We start from the raw sequence: 15,065 nt of genomic DNA on the forward strand, positions 1-15,065 counted from the left end.
TCTCAGGAGAGGCGAATGCAAGGTAGCGGTGGGAGCACTCGACGCAGCTTTTTGAAACTCGGAGGAGCTCTCGCTCTCTCTGCTTCACTAGATCCTATAGCTGTAGCGAAGGAGAAAGCGGAATCTAGATCAACCTCAGCGCGACGGTTTGAAGAGCCTCCATTGATAACTTTGGTAGACCCTCTCCAGGGAACCAATTCCACGCCGCTTTTCTCGCGCGGAAACACCTTGCCTATTGTGGCCGTTCCTTTTGCGATGGCTCATTGGGCACTCCAATCAAGCGATGGCAGCTCCTGGTATTTTCAGCCGAACGATTTGAGGTTGCAGGGTGTGCGGTGCACTCACCAGCTAAGTCCCTGGCTTGGCGATTATGGGTATGCCACTTTTCTACCCTTTCAAGGCGAACCCTCACCGGAAGCATCCAGCCGAGCATCCTCGTATCGCTCCGATGACCTGAAGCTTTCGCCGCATTTCTTGAACGTACGGCTCTCCCGCTACCGATGCACCTTTGAACTGGTCCCGACGGAGAGATGTTCTAAGATGCGCTTCACCTTTCAGGACCCCGGTCCGGCAGGTGTCTTTATCGATATTCCAGGGAAAGATTCTGCTGTGCAGTGCGATATATCAAATGGCACGATTGCCGTGCTTACTCGTGACAATAGAGGTGGGGTTCCAGCTGGTTTCGCAGCCTATTACGTTACAAAAATCGATACAAAGATTACAGGCTTTGAAGTAAAGGAGTTCAATGAACGCAAAGTTGCAGTTGTGCGCTTTGCTGCTCAGGCAGGGAAGGGAATCTCGTACAGCATAGGAACTTCGTTTATCTCCTTTGAGCAGGCTCAACGAAATCTCTCCCTAGAAATCGGTCAGAAGTCCTTCGAGGATTTGCTTGGAGAGGCTGGCGATAAGTGGGAGAACACACTCGGGAGGGTTCGTGTCCATGGAGGGACGGAGGCGCAACGCAAGATCTTCTATTCCGGGCTATATCGGGCCTCTCTGTTTCCACGAATCTGGCATGAGATCGATGCCTCCGGAAATATTGTTCACTTTAGCGTATACAGCGGCTCTGTCGAGCCTGGGGTGATGTATGCGGATCATGGTTTCTGGGATGATTACCGCTCCTGGTATCCCATGATGACATTGCTGTATCCGGAGAGGCTGGCGGAGATCCTGCAGGCATGGGTCAACGCTTACAAAGAAGGTGGCTGGCTGCCACAGTTTCCTTGTCCGGGCTACCGGGGAGGCATGACAGGAAGCCCGGTCGATTCGCTCTTCGGAGACGCGGCAGCTAAGGGATTGCGCGGTTTCGATTTGCGAACTGCATATCTGGGTCTCAAGAAACACGCAATGGGAAAGGAAAAGCCGGGCTTCGGATACGGCCGTCAAGGGCTAGAAGAATACTTACGACTTGGCTATGTCCCTTGTGACAAGGTTGGAGATGGAGCTGTCGAAACCCTGGATTCCGCCTATGGAGACTTTTGTATTGCCCAGGTTGCGCGTGCGTTAGGGATATCTGACGAGGCGGAGATGTTCGAAAAGAGATCGAAAAGCTGGCGCAACGTTTTTGATCCACAGACAAAGTTCCTGCGCGGAAGGCTCTCTGATGGCAGTTGGCTGGAGCCATTTCAGCCGCATACGTGGGGAGGAACCTATGTTGAAGGGTCCGCCTGGCAGTATCGCTTTTCTGTGCCTCACGATCCTTTTGGCTTGATGGAGGCCATGGGTGGAAGGTCGATCTTTGTTTCGTTTCTGGAAGAAATGCTGATGCAAGCGCCGGTATTTCATGTGGGCAGTTATGGGCAGGAGATCCATGAGATGTCCGAAATGGCTGCTGTCAACTTCGGACAGTATGCGCATTCTAATCAGCCCGTGCACCATGTGCTTTATCTATTCACTCTTGCCGGCAGGAGGGATCGGACACAGTATTGGGTTCACCGTGTGCTCAATGAACTCTACAGCCCCGAGAACTTTCCCGGCGATGAAGATACCGGATCGATGAGTTCCTGGTATGTCTTAAGCTCGTTGGGCATCTTCTCGTTATGTCCGGGAACAGCTGATTGGGTGTTAGGAGCGCCGCTATTTGAACAGTCAGACATCCGTTTTCCCGACGGTCGCGAAGTTCGCATAACAGCTCACAGCAATAAGCCAGGAAAGTATTACGATCAAGTGACCCTCAATGGGAAAGTGCATCATGAAGCTTCTATTTCACATTCCGCTCTCGCTGAGGGAGCGGTTCTGAGGTTCTCTGCAACCTAGGATTTATTAGCAATTGTTCTTGCAGGCAAGAAGCTGGTTTTGCGGCAAATCGGATTTCTCGAGAAGCTGAATGAACCGGTGCGACAGCACAATGTGTGGTATTGATACCATTCCTTGCGAGGAGAGTATCGCTCTGGTTTTCAAGACTTTTATTCGTGTTATCTAAATTGACTTTTGTGAATTGGAGTGTTAGCTTCGAATGTCATGGAATCGGTACCATATTGGATTCGACATCTCTTTGTTCGCCGATGTTTGCTGCTTGCGCCTTTCATCTTGTTGGCCGCTGCTTCCCTTACTGTTGAAGCAAGTACTCCGATTCCAATCAAAACCATCTATGTGATCCCTGGTTCTCATTGGGATCTTGGTTTCTTGCGACCGCCGGAAGAAGAGAAGGAGGTAATTAAGCCTCACCTCGATGCAGTGATATCAGCCTGTGAAGCGGATCCACAATTCCGTTGGACTATCGAAAACGGATGGCAGCTGCAGGCGTGGCTGGAGCGGACGAAAGATCCCGCGCAAATCAAGCGTCTCGGGGACTTACTGCACAGCGGAAGGATCGAGCTCTCGGCTGCATATGGCAGCATGCATACGGAATTCATGGGCTCCGAGGAGTTGAATCGCCTCGTCTCTGCCGGTAGCCAGGTCGAACAACGTTTTGGAATCCATACGAAGGTTGCCATGATGAATGATGTGCCGGGATTCTCGATTCGTGTTCCGCAGGTCCTGGCGCGTTCAGGGATTCGATATCTGATTACCGGATCGAATACTGCACTCGGCGGCGGCGCTCAGCTTTGGCCCGGCAAAGTGCCGTTCTATTGGGAATCGTTAGATGGAAGCAAAGTTCTGACATGGCAGACGCAAGGGAAGAATGGTGGCTATACCGAGGGTATGGCCGATTATTATCTCGATCCCGATGGAGAAGACCCCTATTCCCATACCAAGTTTTATCCCAAGGAATGGGCAGGATTATCGAACCTTGAAATTATGCAGCGCGGCATCGATAAACTGCTCAAGCAATATGTGGACGCTGGCTATCGGCAATCTGCAGTTGCTGTTCTCTTTATGCACGATGGGATAGGCCCGGAGTACGAGCTGAAAGGGCTGCTTCCGAATGTACGTGCTTGGAATGCCTCAGGCAGACTCCCCCATATTGTTGTGGCAACGCCGTCGGAATACTTCTCCTATCTCGAAGGTCATGGTGCACAAGACTCTCCGGTGTTCAAAGGAGACTGGAGCGGGCTATGGGCAGAGGTGAAGATCAATTCTCCGGCAATGAGTGCCGATGCTCGCGAGCTTCAGGAGTTGCTGCCGCAAACGGAAACTCTTTGGTCCGTGCTCAGGATGAAGAAGCTTGCCGCAAGCTATCCACAAAAAGAAATAGAGTCAGATTACGCAAACTTATTTGAATATGACGAGCACAATGGTGCCGGTCAGGGAGGATGGCCGAAAGTCCTTAGCCGCGAGGAAGTGCTCAAGCAGAACCAGGAGTACTCAGATCTGCTGCGCTCTGGTCGCGAGTCAGCCCTTGCGTTGTTTCATTCCGGTCTTGCGAAGCTCGGCCCCGTAACCGGCCAGCATCATGGCAAGCGCATGCTCCTGGTCTATAACCCACGGAGTTGGAATCGTTCTCAATTGGTGCGCGTGCCCGACCTTCAGGGCTCCTGGAGCGTGCGCGATGCGGAAATGGGCACGATAGTAACTTCTCAGCATCTTGCTTCCGGGGAACTCTACTTCGAGGCGCGTGACCTTCCCTCATTAGGGTTTCGTACGTACTGGCTTGAGCCATCTGAGATGCATGCTCCAGATTCCAATTCTGCCGAGCCTTCTACTCTAGAAAGCCCATACTACCGAGTGGAGTTGAATCCTACAACGGGAGCTGTTGTCCGTGTTACTGACCTTCGCAGAAATCGCGTCATTCTGGATGCGAAGGCCGGTGGCAATGCTGGAGCTCTGATGCTTAACTCCTCTGCCTATCAGGTACCGGAAGCTACAACCCGCATCGAGCTTCATCGCGAGCGAGGTCCGGTAGTCGATCGGATGGTCGTTACCAGACCAGGCTCACTATGGCCGCAGACTGTCATCTCTTTACCTCAACATAACCCGGTGATTCATCTTTCAGAGGTTCTTGACAGGAGCAAAATGCGCTTCGTTGAGAACGGCAAACCTCGCGACCTGTATTCGTTTGCCTTTGACTTCTCGTTTCAAGGCAAGGTTCAACGCTGGGTAGATAACGGGCAAGGGCTCTATCGTTTCCCTAACGATTTGTTGCCCGGCGCGAGGAATGATGCTGTGGTTCCACGGCATACATTAGTCTGGAGCGACGACTCTGGAAGCTCCTCGTATCATGTAATGCTTGCGCAGAAGCAGGCATTCTTCGATCGTGTCCATGCGAAGAAGGAGAGCGAGGCGGCAGGTTCACCTTCTGCTGAAGGAGTACTCGCCGATGTGATGATCAAGACGGATCAAGCAGAAACCCGAGATCAGGGAATCACTACTTTCACGACGTACGAACCTGGTTATCCCTCTACCTATAAGTTCTCGTTTGCAATTACGAGTGACTCGGGAGATGCCGATCCAGTCGCTGCTCACCGGTTTGGAGTACAGGACGAGGGTGAATCTAACCTCATAGAATTATCTCCTGATCATTACCCGGCTCATTGGACTGCATCCTTGGTTTCGCTTAGAGTGCCTAATGTGATCGTGGAGGCATTGAAGCCGAGTTCCGATGGAAACCCGAATGACTTTGTGCTTCGCTTACAAGAGATCGCCGGAAGACCAACAAAGCTGGGTCTCAAACTTCCATTGCCGCTTCGCTCTATTTCTGAGACGACACTGACGGAAGATACAGTCCTCCATTCAGGAATCCAGGCGAACGCGATATCCCTCTCGCCTTATCAAACACTCACTTTGCGTCTATCAGTGATTGCCTCAGGGGAAGAGCATTGAAACTACGAAGAAAATTAGCTGGAACTTGCAAATTTGCGATACTCGGGATTTTCCTTTTCTACAGCTTATTTGCAGTAGGACAAGAAGCACGGCCGGATCGTTGGACGGAAACAGCGTCCTTCGATTATGGCATCAGCGCCGATATTACCTATGGCGTCTTCGCAAATGTTCCAGTGCATCTTGACGTCTGGAGAAATCGCAAGGCCGTGGGACCGGCTCCGACTTTGATGTACATCCACGGTGGCGGATGGGTATTTGGCGATAAGAACGGAGCAGCCAACTTATTTCTGCCATATATGGAACGAGGATGGAACATTGTCAACGTAGAATACCGAATGGCCGGAGCGTCGCTTGCTCCCGCTGCGGTTGAAGATGTTCGTTGTGCTCTGCGATGGATTTACAGACATGCAGCCGAATACCACTTTGATACAAATCGCATCGTGGCAACAGGGCATTCGGCGGGAGGGCATCTAGCATTGATGGTTGGCATGCTTCCAGCAAATACCGATTTGGATAGTGAATGCCCGGCGGATAGCAGCGAACCACCGTTGAAAGTGGCAGCGATTGTGAACTGGTATGGCATTACGGATGTCAACGATATTCTCGACGGACCTAACAGGAAAACTTATGCCGTAGCCTGGATCGGAGCACAGCCTGGGAGAGAAGAGGTGGCCAGGCATGTATCTCCGTTAACCTATGTACGGCCTGACTTGCCCCCGATCATTACAGTCCATGGAGACCACGACCCCACCGTACCTTATCCTCAAGCGGTTCGGCTGCGGGATGCACTTAAGAATGCTGGGGTCCCAAATGAGCTGGTGCCCATACAGAAGGGAGAACATGGAAGTTTTTCGGACGACCAGACGCGCGAGGCATTTTCACGAATCTGGAATTTTCTCGATGCTCATCATATTCTAGGTGCCGCCATCATACCCCCGACAGGGGGCCACTGATGGGCAAGCAGGATCTTGATTCTCAGCCAGTAGCTCTTGGCAACAATACCGAGGGATCCGATACACGATCAAGAACAGCAATGTATGTTCGTCTCTCCCGGCAGGACCAACGATTTCTTGAAGATCTTGAGAACCAACCAGCTCTCGGGACGTTGTCCGTCGAACAAGAACGTGCCCGAATGCGGGCGGGACAGGCCGCTGCGTTGGATGAATATCCTGTTGAAGCCCGGGAGTTTCAAAGTTCGGCATGCCCGGTACACCTGATAAGGCCGCTAGGAGTTCAGGCTCCAGCACCAGTTCTATTTTTTCTGCATGGCGGTGGCTGGGTAATTGGTGACCTTCGCACACATACAAAGCTCGTGTGTGAGCTCGCAATGCGTACTCAGAGCGTGGTTGCCTTCATTGATTATCCTCGTGCTCCAGAACATCCATTTCCGGCTCCACTCGAGGCGTGCATCGTTGCTCTAAATGAGGTTTTGCAGTCGGCGGAAACACTGGGACTGGATAAAAGACGTTTTGCCATCGGGGGAGATAGCTCTGGAGGAAACCTGACGGCGGCATTGATCGTATCGGCCATCGAGCGAAAGCTTCCTCTTCCGGTGTGCCAGGTGCTGCTTTATCCGGCAATCAATCACGATGAAGCAACTCCCTCGTATAAGGAGTTCTCGACAAATCCGAATCTGAGCCAATTCACCATGAAATGGTTCTGGGATCACTATCTTCCCGACAAGTCCTTGAGTTCCGATCCTCATGTGTCGCCGCTTCATGCCGAAGAGCCTCTTTTTTCAAAGTTTCCGCCCACTTTGATTGTCACCTGCGAATATGATGTTTTGCGTGACGAAGGCGAGCAGTTTGCTGCACGTCTTATTCGTGCGGGCGTTGATGTCACTGCGGTGCGTTGGCTGGGATCTTTGCACAGCTTCCTGGTAACGGAATCTCTGTCTACCTCCGTGTCCGCACAAACATGCATTGACATGGTTGCGCAGCATATCAGGAGAGCGTTCGGACGAGTATGAGTTCCTCTACCGTGTAAATGACTACCGTGTAAATGAGTGATGCAAAGAGAGTAAGAATTAAGCAAGGAGATCTAGATGAGTCTTGGGTCGGGAAAATTGATCGCGAAAGGCGCAGCTCTGCTGCTTGGCGCGAGTTTGGTTGCTGTAGCGCAAACCTCCTCTGATTCGCTCAAGAGAGGATTCGAAAATCCTCCGGACAGTGCGCATCCCCGCGTGTGGTGGCATTGGATGAATGGCAACATTTCAAAAGAGGGAATCAAGCTCGATCTCGAGTGGATGCACCGGGTAGGAGTGGCCGGATTCCAGGCCTTCGATGCGGCTCTCGACACTCCACAGCTTGTCGATAAACGCCTGGTCTACATGACTCCGGAGTGGAAGGGCGCCTTCCAATACGCCACTGTACTCGCCAATCAATTAGGGTTGGAAGAAGCAATCGCCGGCTCTCCCGGTTGGAGTGAGTCGGGCGGACCCTGGGTTCCGGCTTCGGAAGGCATGAAGAAGTATGTCTGGAGCGAAACCCTGGTGGAAGGCGGCAGGCCCTTCAGCGGGAAGCTCCTTCAGCCGCCGTCGAACACCGGCGCCTTCCAGAACATGATGATTCATGATGTGTTTTCTGCGCCTCCCGGTTCCAAGCCGATCCCTGAGTTCTATGCTGACTCAGTTGTTGTTGCTTTTCGCCGCGCGGCGGGCGATGTGCCGCTTATTTCGCTCCAAGCGAAGGTCACGACAAGTGCCGGCTCCCTTGACCCTGCAATGCTGACAGATGGTGATGTGGAGCATGTGGCCAAGCTGCCGATTCCAGCGGTCGGTGCTTCTACCTGGATTCAATATGAATTTCCTGGCCCACAAAGCATTCATTCCATCACGCTGGCGACACGCACTCCGAGTGGAATCTTCACTCCCGAAAAAACGCTTGAAGCCAGCGACGATGGACAAAGTTTTCGCTCGATTACCAAGCTTGACGAAGGTAATGCTCCGGAGAGCACTTTCTGCTTTCCGACCGTTACTGCAAAGTACTTCCGCGTGGTATTCAAGCATGTTCCTCCTCCTGCCTGGATGGAGGAAGCCAAGGGCCCAAACGCGCCTATCGATTATCTTGTTTCCGAATTGGCATTGCATGCGGGTGCGCGTGTAAACCGGTTTGAAGAGAAGGCTGCGTTTGTGACCGATCCAGATCTCTATTCCAAAGCGACTCCGGGGCTGGAGGGCACCGATGCTGTTGCTAAGGGCGATGTGATTGATCTGACGGCGAAGATGCGTCCTGATGGAACACTCGATTGGACGCCTCCGGCTGGTAACTGGGTTGTGCTGCGTTTTGGCTATTCTCTGCTCGGCATCACCAACCATCCGGCAACGGCGGAGGCCACTGGCCTTGAGGTCGATAAGCTCGACCGGCGGTTCGTGAAGAAATACATGGAGAACTACCTCGAGAGTTACAAGAACGCCGTGAGCCCGGAGTGGATTGGGAAAAAGGGACTCCACTATGTCATCAACGATAGCTGGGAGGCGGGAGCACAGAACTGGACCGACAACATGGTAGCTCAGTTCAAACGGTTGCGCGGATATGATCCGGTGCCATGGATGCCCGTTCTCGCCGGTCGTGTGGTCGAAAGTGCCGAGGCTAGCGACAGATTTCTTTGGGACTTCCGCAAGACCATCGCTGATCTGATTGCCAATGAGCACTACCAACAACTGGAAGACACGCTACACGAGTGGAATATGGCCCACTACGGGGAATCGCACGAATCCGGTCGCGCCTTGATTGCCGATGGTATGGAAGTTAAGAAGTTCAACGAGATTCCGATGAGCGCCATATGGACCCAGAAGCTCGATGTGAATCAGGATCAGTTTAACTTCAATGCCGACGATCGTGAATCGGCCTCTGTGGCACATATCTACGGACAGAATCTGGCGGCGGCAGAGTCGCTTACGACCTGCGATGCCTCGCTCGCCTGGGCGTGGTCTCCTGCCACTCTCAAGCCCACGGCCGATATGGAGTTGCTGAATGGGATCAACCGCTTCGTCATCCACGAATCGGCGCACCAGCCATTGATCGGAAAAGCGCCGGGAATGACACTCGGCCCCTGCGGTCAATGGTTCAATCGCAACGATACGTGGGCGGAACAAGGGCGTGTGTGGGTCGACTATCTCTCTCGCAGTAGCTACATGCTGCAACAGGGGCATTTCGGCGCCGATCTCGTTTATTTTTATGGCGAAGATTCGAATCTGACGGCAATCTTTGAGCACAAGTCGCCCGATATTCCCGCCGGCTACGGTTTTGACTACATCAACGCCGACGGTCTGATGCACGAACTTGCCGTTAGCAATGGCCGCATCACTACCAGGAGCGGCATGAGTTACCGCTTGCTGGGCCTCGATGCGTTCAGCCGCCATATGTCGTTACCTGTTCTGCGTGCAATCTATAAGTTGGTAACAGAAGGCGCCACTGTTTCCGGAGCAAAACCCGCTGACGATCCCAGTCTCGCCGATGATCAGGCGGAGTTTGCACGGCTCAGTAATGAACTCTTTGGTGATGGAACCGGCGTGCACAAGGTAGGTAAAGGCACCGTTTACGCCGGACAGAGTCTCATGGAGGTCTTCAACGCGCTTAATCTTAAACCGGACTTTGACTATCCCAAAGTGGAGAATGGCAACAAGCTGTTGTTTGTGCATCGTAAGCTCGACAACGGCGATATCTACTTCGTAGCCAATCGCGGGGAACACGATGCGGTTGTCGACGCAACCTTTCGTGTAACAGGAAGATCTGCAGAGTTGTGGCATGCGGAGACCGGTAAGTCGGAGCAGGCGAGTTATACGATTGCTGACGGGCGTACCACTGTACCCCTGCATCTTGAGCCGTGGGGATCGATCTTTGTTGTCTTCCGCAAGGCGACGATGGTGCCTTCGCATATGCTACCCGCGAGGAAGGAGAAACAACTGGAGACGGTTGATGGGAGCTGGAAGGTCAGCTTCCAGCCAGGTCGTGGTGCGCCTGCAGTGGTCAGTTTTGCCAGTCTGACCTCATGGAGCGAGAGTCCAGATGCGGGTGTGAAGTACTTCTCCGGTACCGGTGATTACACCAAGACCATAGATGTGAAATCGGAGTGGTTTGCCAAGGGAGCGCATGTGTGGATCGATCTGGGAGACGTGAAGAACCTGGCCGAGGTTACGCTCAACGGTAAGCCGCTTGGTATCGTGTGGCATGCCCCTTACCGTGTAGATCTAACGCCGACACTCAAGCCTGGAGCGAATGAATTATCCATCAAGGTCACAAATGCGTGGGTGAATCGGTTGATTGGGGACGAACAGCCTGGCGCGACAAAGTATACGTTGGCCGACTTCAAACCTTATAACGCCAACTCACCATTGCAGCCTTCTGGACTGCTGGGACCTGTACGGATCTACTCTGTCGACGGAAACTAGAGCAGATCCCTATTGCCAGACATCGACTGAGACAAGTGCAGCGTAAAGAAAGCCGCACTTGTCTCGGTCGGTGGTATGTATGGGAAAGATGCTTTAGCGAACCTGTGAACATCCGCAGGACTGCCGAATCACCAGTTGGGAGGCGATTTCAATCTGTTGCGGGGAGGTGGTGTCACCTGTCATGTGGTTCAGCAACAACTGTGTCGCTGTTCGAGCCAGTTCTTCGATTGACTGCTTAACAACGGTAATGGAGGGACGAAGTGTTGCCGCCAACGCGAAATCGTCAAAGCCTACCAGGCTTACAGATTCCGGGACCCGGATATTGCGGTTCTGCATCACTTCGTAAGCGAGAATCGTTGACTGGTTATACAGGCCAAAGATTGCGTCGATTTTTCCCTTGGCTGACATATGCTTCATGATCACTGCTTCCGCGGATTGGTAATCGGACGCTTCCATCTCTACCAGAGCCTCCAACCCCGCCGAGGTAAGAGCACTGGTTGCGCCGCGCACGCGCTCACGAATGGTGTAAAGGTTGGGATCGCCGCCAAGACATAGTATGCGTTTGCGGCCGTGATGAAGTAAGTGCCTTACCGCTTGTTGAGCAGCTGTAAAGTTGTCGGAAACAACGCTGGAATACTCCCGGCTGGCGATCGGACGGTCAAAGGCCACGACGGGCACGGAGAGGCGGCGAAGATTTTGGAGCAATGCCTTCGAACCGGATCGTGGCGGCACAAGTAGAAGGCCATCGACCCGATGGCGTTCGAAGATCTGCAGATCTTCCAGTTCTAATTGAGCCTTGTCTTGCGACGTGAGAAGAATCACAACGTAATCCTCGCGTCGTGCGTGGACTTCTGCGACTCCGGCAAAATGAGCGAAGAACGGATCCGTGATCGAGGGGATGATTAATCCGATAGTCCTCGACCGTTCGCTCTTGAGGGAGCGGGCAGCCGCGCTTGGCTGGTAGCCTAATTCCTCCATGACGCGCTGGATGCGCGCCAACATTTCAGGAGCGACATAATGGCCACCGTTAATTACGCGAGATACAGTCGTGGTCCCGACTCCTGCCGCTTTGGCGACATCGCGGAGAGTGGCTCGATTTCTCCGAATAGTCATCATGTAGTTATCTGACGTCCTTCAGCCTTAAGTCTGCAGCACCATCCTAGCAGAGTGCTCAAACGTTTTATGGTTTGTGTCTCATTCTCTCGGAGCAGACCGTTGGTCTTGATGCGCTCATCTTCCTTATCTAGTAGCGATGTGACAACATCATTGCCTGTAAAAACAGAAGATCGTGCACCGGGACCCAGGCCTTCGGCGTAACGATTGACAAACCCAGCCAGCACCCCGACTCTATTAAGATTCACCTTACACCGGAGGGAGAAAAGTGGCAACGGTACCAGTTGAGCCACTCAGTTTCTGTGGCTCAGTACCCAATGAATTATTACTTTTAGAGTGCATGTGGAAGCACGTTGAAGGGTGCCTACAGAAAAGGGCTAAAGATCTGATTCTTGTGATATAAATGGTACCGGTTCCAGTAGGGACATAATTGTTGTCTGAAACAGAACAGTGCGTGAGTATGCAGGTGATAAACACGAGTGGCAGATTTGCGGCAAGGCAGGCGAGAGGATGAAGAATCAAAGTAAGTGGAAAACCTATCGGGGCATCTACAAACTGGCAGCGATCAGTTGTTTCCTTTTTCTCCTTCAACATTGTTGGAGCCAGCACAGCGACCTCGCTACTCGAAAAATCGATCTCAATCAGAACTGGGAGTTTCGGCAAAGCGATAGCAAGAGAACAGACCAGAGTGCGTCATGGCTTCCTGCAAAAGTTCCTGGGGATGTCCATCTCGATCTCCTGGATAACAAGGTAATCCCCGATCCTTTTTATCGGGATAACGAGACGAAGCTTCAATGGATTGAGAATGCAGACTGGACCTACAGAACCACCTTCAAGGCGACTGCGGAGATTTTGAGCCAACGCAACATCGATCTCGTGTTCCAAGGGCTGGATACGAATGCGTCAGTATTCCTCAATGATCGAAAAGCGTTGGAAGCAGATAACATGTTTCGCTCGTGGAGAGTCAACGCAAAACCCTTTTTGAGAGCGGGTACGAATGAGATCCGGGTGGAATTTGCCTCGCCCATCAAGACTGCCGAGAGACTAGCTGCCGAAGACAAGACTCATTCCCAAACACATATACCGGAGAAGTCATACCTCCGCAAAGCTGCTTATGAGTACGGGTGGGATTGGGGACCGCGTTTTGTGACCAGTGGTATCTGGCAGCCAGTTTATCTGGAACTATGGGACAAAGCACGAATTGAAGATGTGCAGATTGCGCAACCGGACATAAAGCCGGAAACTGCACACCTATCTACAAAGGTAACGATCGCATCTTCTGGCGAGTTTGATGGCGAACTGCGAATCAACTATGCCTGCGACGAAAAATCGGGTGCGTTGATGCAGAAGATACATTTGCATCCAGGGCAAAACGTTATCGATCTCCCACTCGAGATCGTGAAACCACAACTCTGGTTTCCTGCCGGTTATGGGCCTCAACCTCTCTACCAATTCAAGATTGCACTTATGGAAGGCTCTCGAAAGGTGGACGAGAGTGCTGTTCGAACTGGCCTCAGGTCCGTCGAATTGCGGCAGAATCCGGATCAGTGGGGCAGGTCATTCGAATTTGTGGTCAATGGCATTCCGGTATTTATCAAAGGGTCGAATGTTATTCCCTTTGATAGCTTCCCCAATAGAGTCACAGAAGTGCGCTACCGGCAGATACTCGACTCCGCCAAAGACGCAAATATGAACATGGTGCGGTTGTGGGGTGGAGGATATTACGAATCCGACAAATTCTACGAAATATGCGACGAATTGGGGTTGATGGTATGGAATGATTTCATGTTCGCCAGTAGTTGGTATCCGGGATCTCAGGAGTGGAAGCAGAGCGTTAAGAAAGAGGCGGAATACCAAGTAAGAAGATTGCGCAATCATCCAAGCATTGCCTTGTGGTCGGGGAACAATGAGGTCGAGTCCGTACTGTATGCCTTCCTCGGAGGTGAGTCGGCGGAAGGGAAGCTTCAGATATGGAAGAATTATCTGACAATCTTTAGTGGTGTCTTGCCGCGCGTAATTGAACGCGAAGATCCCAATGTGCCCTATTGGCCTAGTTCGCCAAGCTCCGATTACGAGCAGACGTCAGATAACTTTCAGTCCGGAGATGCGCATGATTGGAGTATTTGGCATGGACGCGAGCCCTTTACGAATTTTCAAAAACACTATTTCCGTTTTACCTCTGAATATGGCTTCCAGTCCTTTCCTGAGCTGAACACAGTCAAAAGCTTCACCACCACCGAAGATCGCGCGAATATCTTTACCCCTGTAATGCTGGCTCATCAGAAGAATAACGAGGGCAACTCGATTATTCATGAATACCTTCTGCGCGATTACGAGGAGCCGAAAGACTTCGAATCCTTCCTCTATGTCAGCCAGGTATTGCAAGCGGAGGGCGTTAAGGTAGGTGCTGAACATATGCGCCGCAGCCGTCCTCGAATTATGGGATCGCTGATCTGGCAGCTGAACGACTGCTGGCCAGTGGCTTCATGGTCAAGCATCGACTATTACGGCCGCTGGAAGGCTCTCCAGTACTATGCTCGCAGGTTCTACAGTCCCATCCTGGTGTCTCCTCTTGTTCAGGATGGTAAGGTTGAGATCTATATCGTTTCAGATCACTTGCAACAGACGGATGGTGTTCTTCGAGTTCGGTTCATGACAGTGAACGGGCAAATTGTAAAAGAGGAAAAGAAGAAGATATCTGTTCCGGCACTTTCGAGTGCACCTCATTTAGGATTCCTGTTCCAGTCTGTTGCGCAGAGTCAAGCGGATCTGAGCAAGCTGGTGCTGGTGGCAGATTTCACCGTGAATGGCGAGATCGTATCGAGCAATGTGAACTATCTGGTTCCGACTAAGCAGTTTCACCTGGAGCCTGCAACGATTCAGTCGAATCTTAGCAAGGGCGAAAAAGGGTATACGCTCACGCTCTCCTCTTCTGTATTGGCGCGTGATGTCTATGTCACTTTTGGAGATTTGCCTGTGCATCCATCAGATAATTATTTCGATTTGATTCCAGGCGAGGCAAGGACGATCACGATAGACAGCAACATGGATCTGGAGAAATTGCGTAAAGAAATGAAGGTCATTTCTCTGGTCGACGCGTTCTCGCCGGAATCTTCTTCGGGAAACCACAAATCGAACTGACCTGAAACGTGGTGGCTCCTGGAAGGGAACCAGCAGAGGGAAGAGATCCTGGCGTACAAGGCCATGCTCGATCAGATTCGGATTTATTCAGGCGGTTGACCGATTAAGCTTGAACCTTTCTTGCTGTTGTATATGATGTTTGCGAGATGGTATCGGTTCCATCGTCGATTCCGAAATTTTCACCTGTAGGTGCTGGCACCACCAATGAGAGACAGCC

General features: G+C 52.0%; 8 protein-coding genes. 6 read left to right on the forward strand and 2 right to left on the reverse strand.

The features are described 5' to 3' along the window. Positions 1–15: 15 nt before the first annotated feature. From AC6I7T_RS01850 to AC6I7T_RS01870, 5 genes are all read left to right on the forward strand, one after another. Entirely contained in the window at positions 16–2,256 is a 2,241-nt protein-coding gene (locus AC6I7T_RS01850; RefSeq protein ID WP_497788094.1) for a GH92 family glycosyl hydrolase, read from the forward strand. Between the two features lie 204 nt (positions 2,257–2,460). Continuing rightward, positions 2,461–5,202 (forward strand): glycoside hydrolase family 38 N-terminal domain-containing protein, encoded by a 2,742-nt coding sequence (locus tag AC6I7T_RS01855; protein WP_497788095.1) that lies wholly within the window; start codon positions 2,461–2,463, stop codon positions 5,200–5,202. After that, the gene (locus AC6I7T_RS01860; RefSeq protein ID WP_497788097.1) at positions 5,199–6,155 is read left to right on the forward strand and encodes an alpha/beta hydrolase fold domain-containing protein; all 957 of its coding nucleotides are present in this window, start codon (positions 5,199–5,201) and stop codon (positions 6,153–6,155) included. The genes AC6I7T_RS01855 and AC6I7T_RS01860 overlap by 4 nt, the downstream gene beginning before the upstream one ends. Then, positions 6,155–7,171, forward strand: a complete 1,017-nt coding sequence (locus tag AC6I7T_RS01865) for an alpha/beta hydrolase (protein WP_497788098.1) — start codon at positions 6,155–6,157, stop codon at positions 7,169–7,171. Before AC6I7T_RS01860 ends, AC6I7T_RS01865 begins: the two co-directional genes overlap by 1 nt. Positions 7,172–7,246: 75 nt before the next feature. Continuing rightward, positions 7,247–10,594, forward strand: a complete 3,348-nt coding sequence (locus AC6I7T_RS01870; RefSeq protein ID WP_497788099.1) for a glycosyl hydrolase — start codon at positions 7,247–7,249, stop codon at positions 10,592–10,594. Between the two features lie 93 nt (positions 10,595–10,687). Here AC6I7T_RS01870 and AC6I7T_RS01875 read toward each other — a convergent pair whose 3' ends face one another. Together AC6I7T_RS01875 and AC6I7T_RS01880 are read right to left on the reverse strand one after the other, a co-directional pair. Then, positions 10,688–11,710, reverse strand: a complete 1,023-nt coding sequence (locus AC6I7T_RS01875) for a LacI family DNA-binding transcriptional regulator (RefSeq protein ID WP_497788100.1) — start codon at positions 11,708–11,710, stop codon at positions 10,688–10,690. Then, positions 11,707–11,955 (reverse strand): hypothetical protein, encoded by a 249-nt coding sequence (locus AC6I7T_RS01880; RefSeq protein WP_497788101.1) that lies wholly within the window; start codon positions 11,953–11,955, stop codon positions 11,707–11,709. Before AC6I7T_RS01880 ends, AC6I7T_RS01875 begins: the two co-directional genes overlap by 4 nt. A gap of 262 nt (positions 11,956–12,217) precedes the next feature. Here AC6I7T_RS01880 and AC6I7T_RS01885 point away from each other — a divergent pair, with 262 nt between their 5' ends. After that, the gene (locus tag AC6I7T_RS01885; RefSeq protein WP_497788102.1) at positions 12,218–14,848 is read left to right on the forward strand and encodes a beta-mannosidase; all 2,631 of its coding nucleotides are present in this window, start codon (positions 12,218–12,220) and stop codon (positions 14,846–14,848) included. Positions 14,849–15,065 lie beyond the last annotated feature (217 nt).

The sequence above is a fragment of the Humiphilus diazotrophicus genome, assembly GCF_059726315.1.

Bases quoted from the DNA above. Each gene is read 5' to 3' on its own strand.
- AC6I7T_RS01850 (WP_497788094.1), top strand. From the start codon at position 16: ATGCAAGGTAGCGGTGGGAGCACTCGACGCAGCTTTTTGAAACTCGGA.
- AC6I7T_RS01855 (WP_497788095.1), top strand. From the start codon at position 2,461: ATGGAATCGGTACCATATTGGATTCGACATCTCTTTGTTCGCCGATGT.
- AC6I7T_RS01865 (WP_497788098.1), top strand. From the start codon at position 6,155: ATGGGCAAGCAGGATCTTGATTCTCAGCCAGTAGCTCTTGGCAACAAT.
- AC6I7T_RS01870 (WP_497788099.1), top strand. From the start codon at position 7,247: ATGAGTCTTGGGTCGGGAAAATTGATCGCGAAAGGCGCAGCTCTGCTG.
- AC6I7T_RS01875 (WP_497788100.1), bottom strand. From the start codon at position 11,710: ATGATGACTATTCGGAGAAATCGAGCCACTCTCCGCGATGTCGCCAAA.
- AC6I7T_RS01885 (WP_497788102.1), top strand. From the start codon at position 12,218: ATGAAGAATCAAAGTAAGTGGAAAACCTATCGGGGCATCTACAAACTG.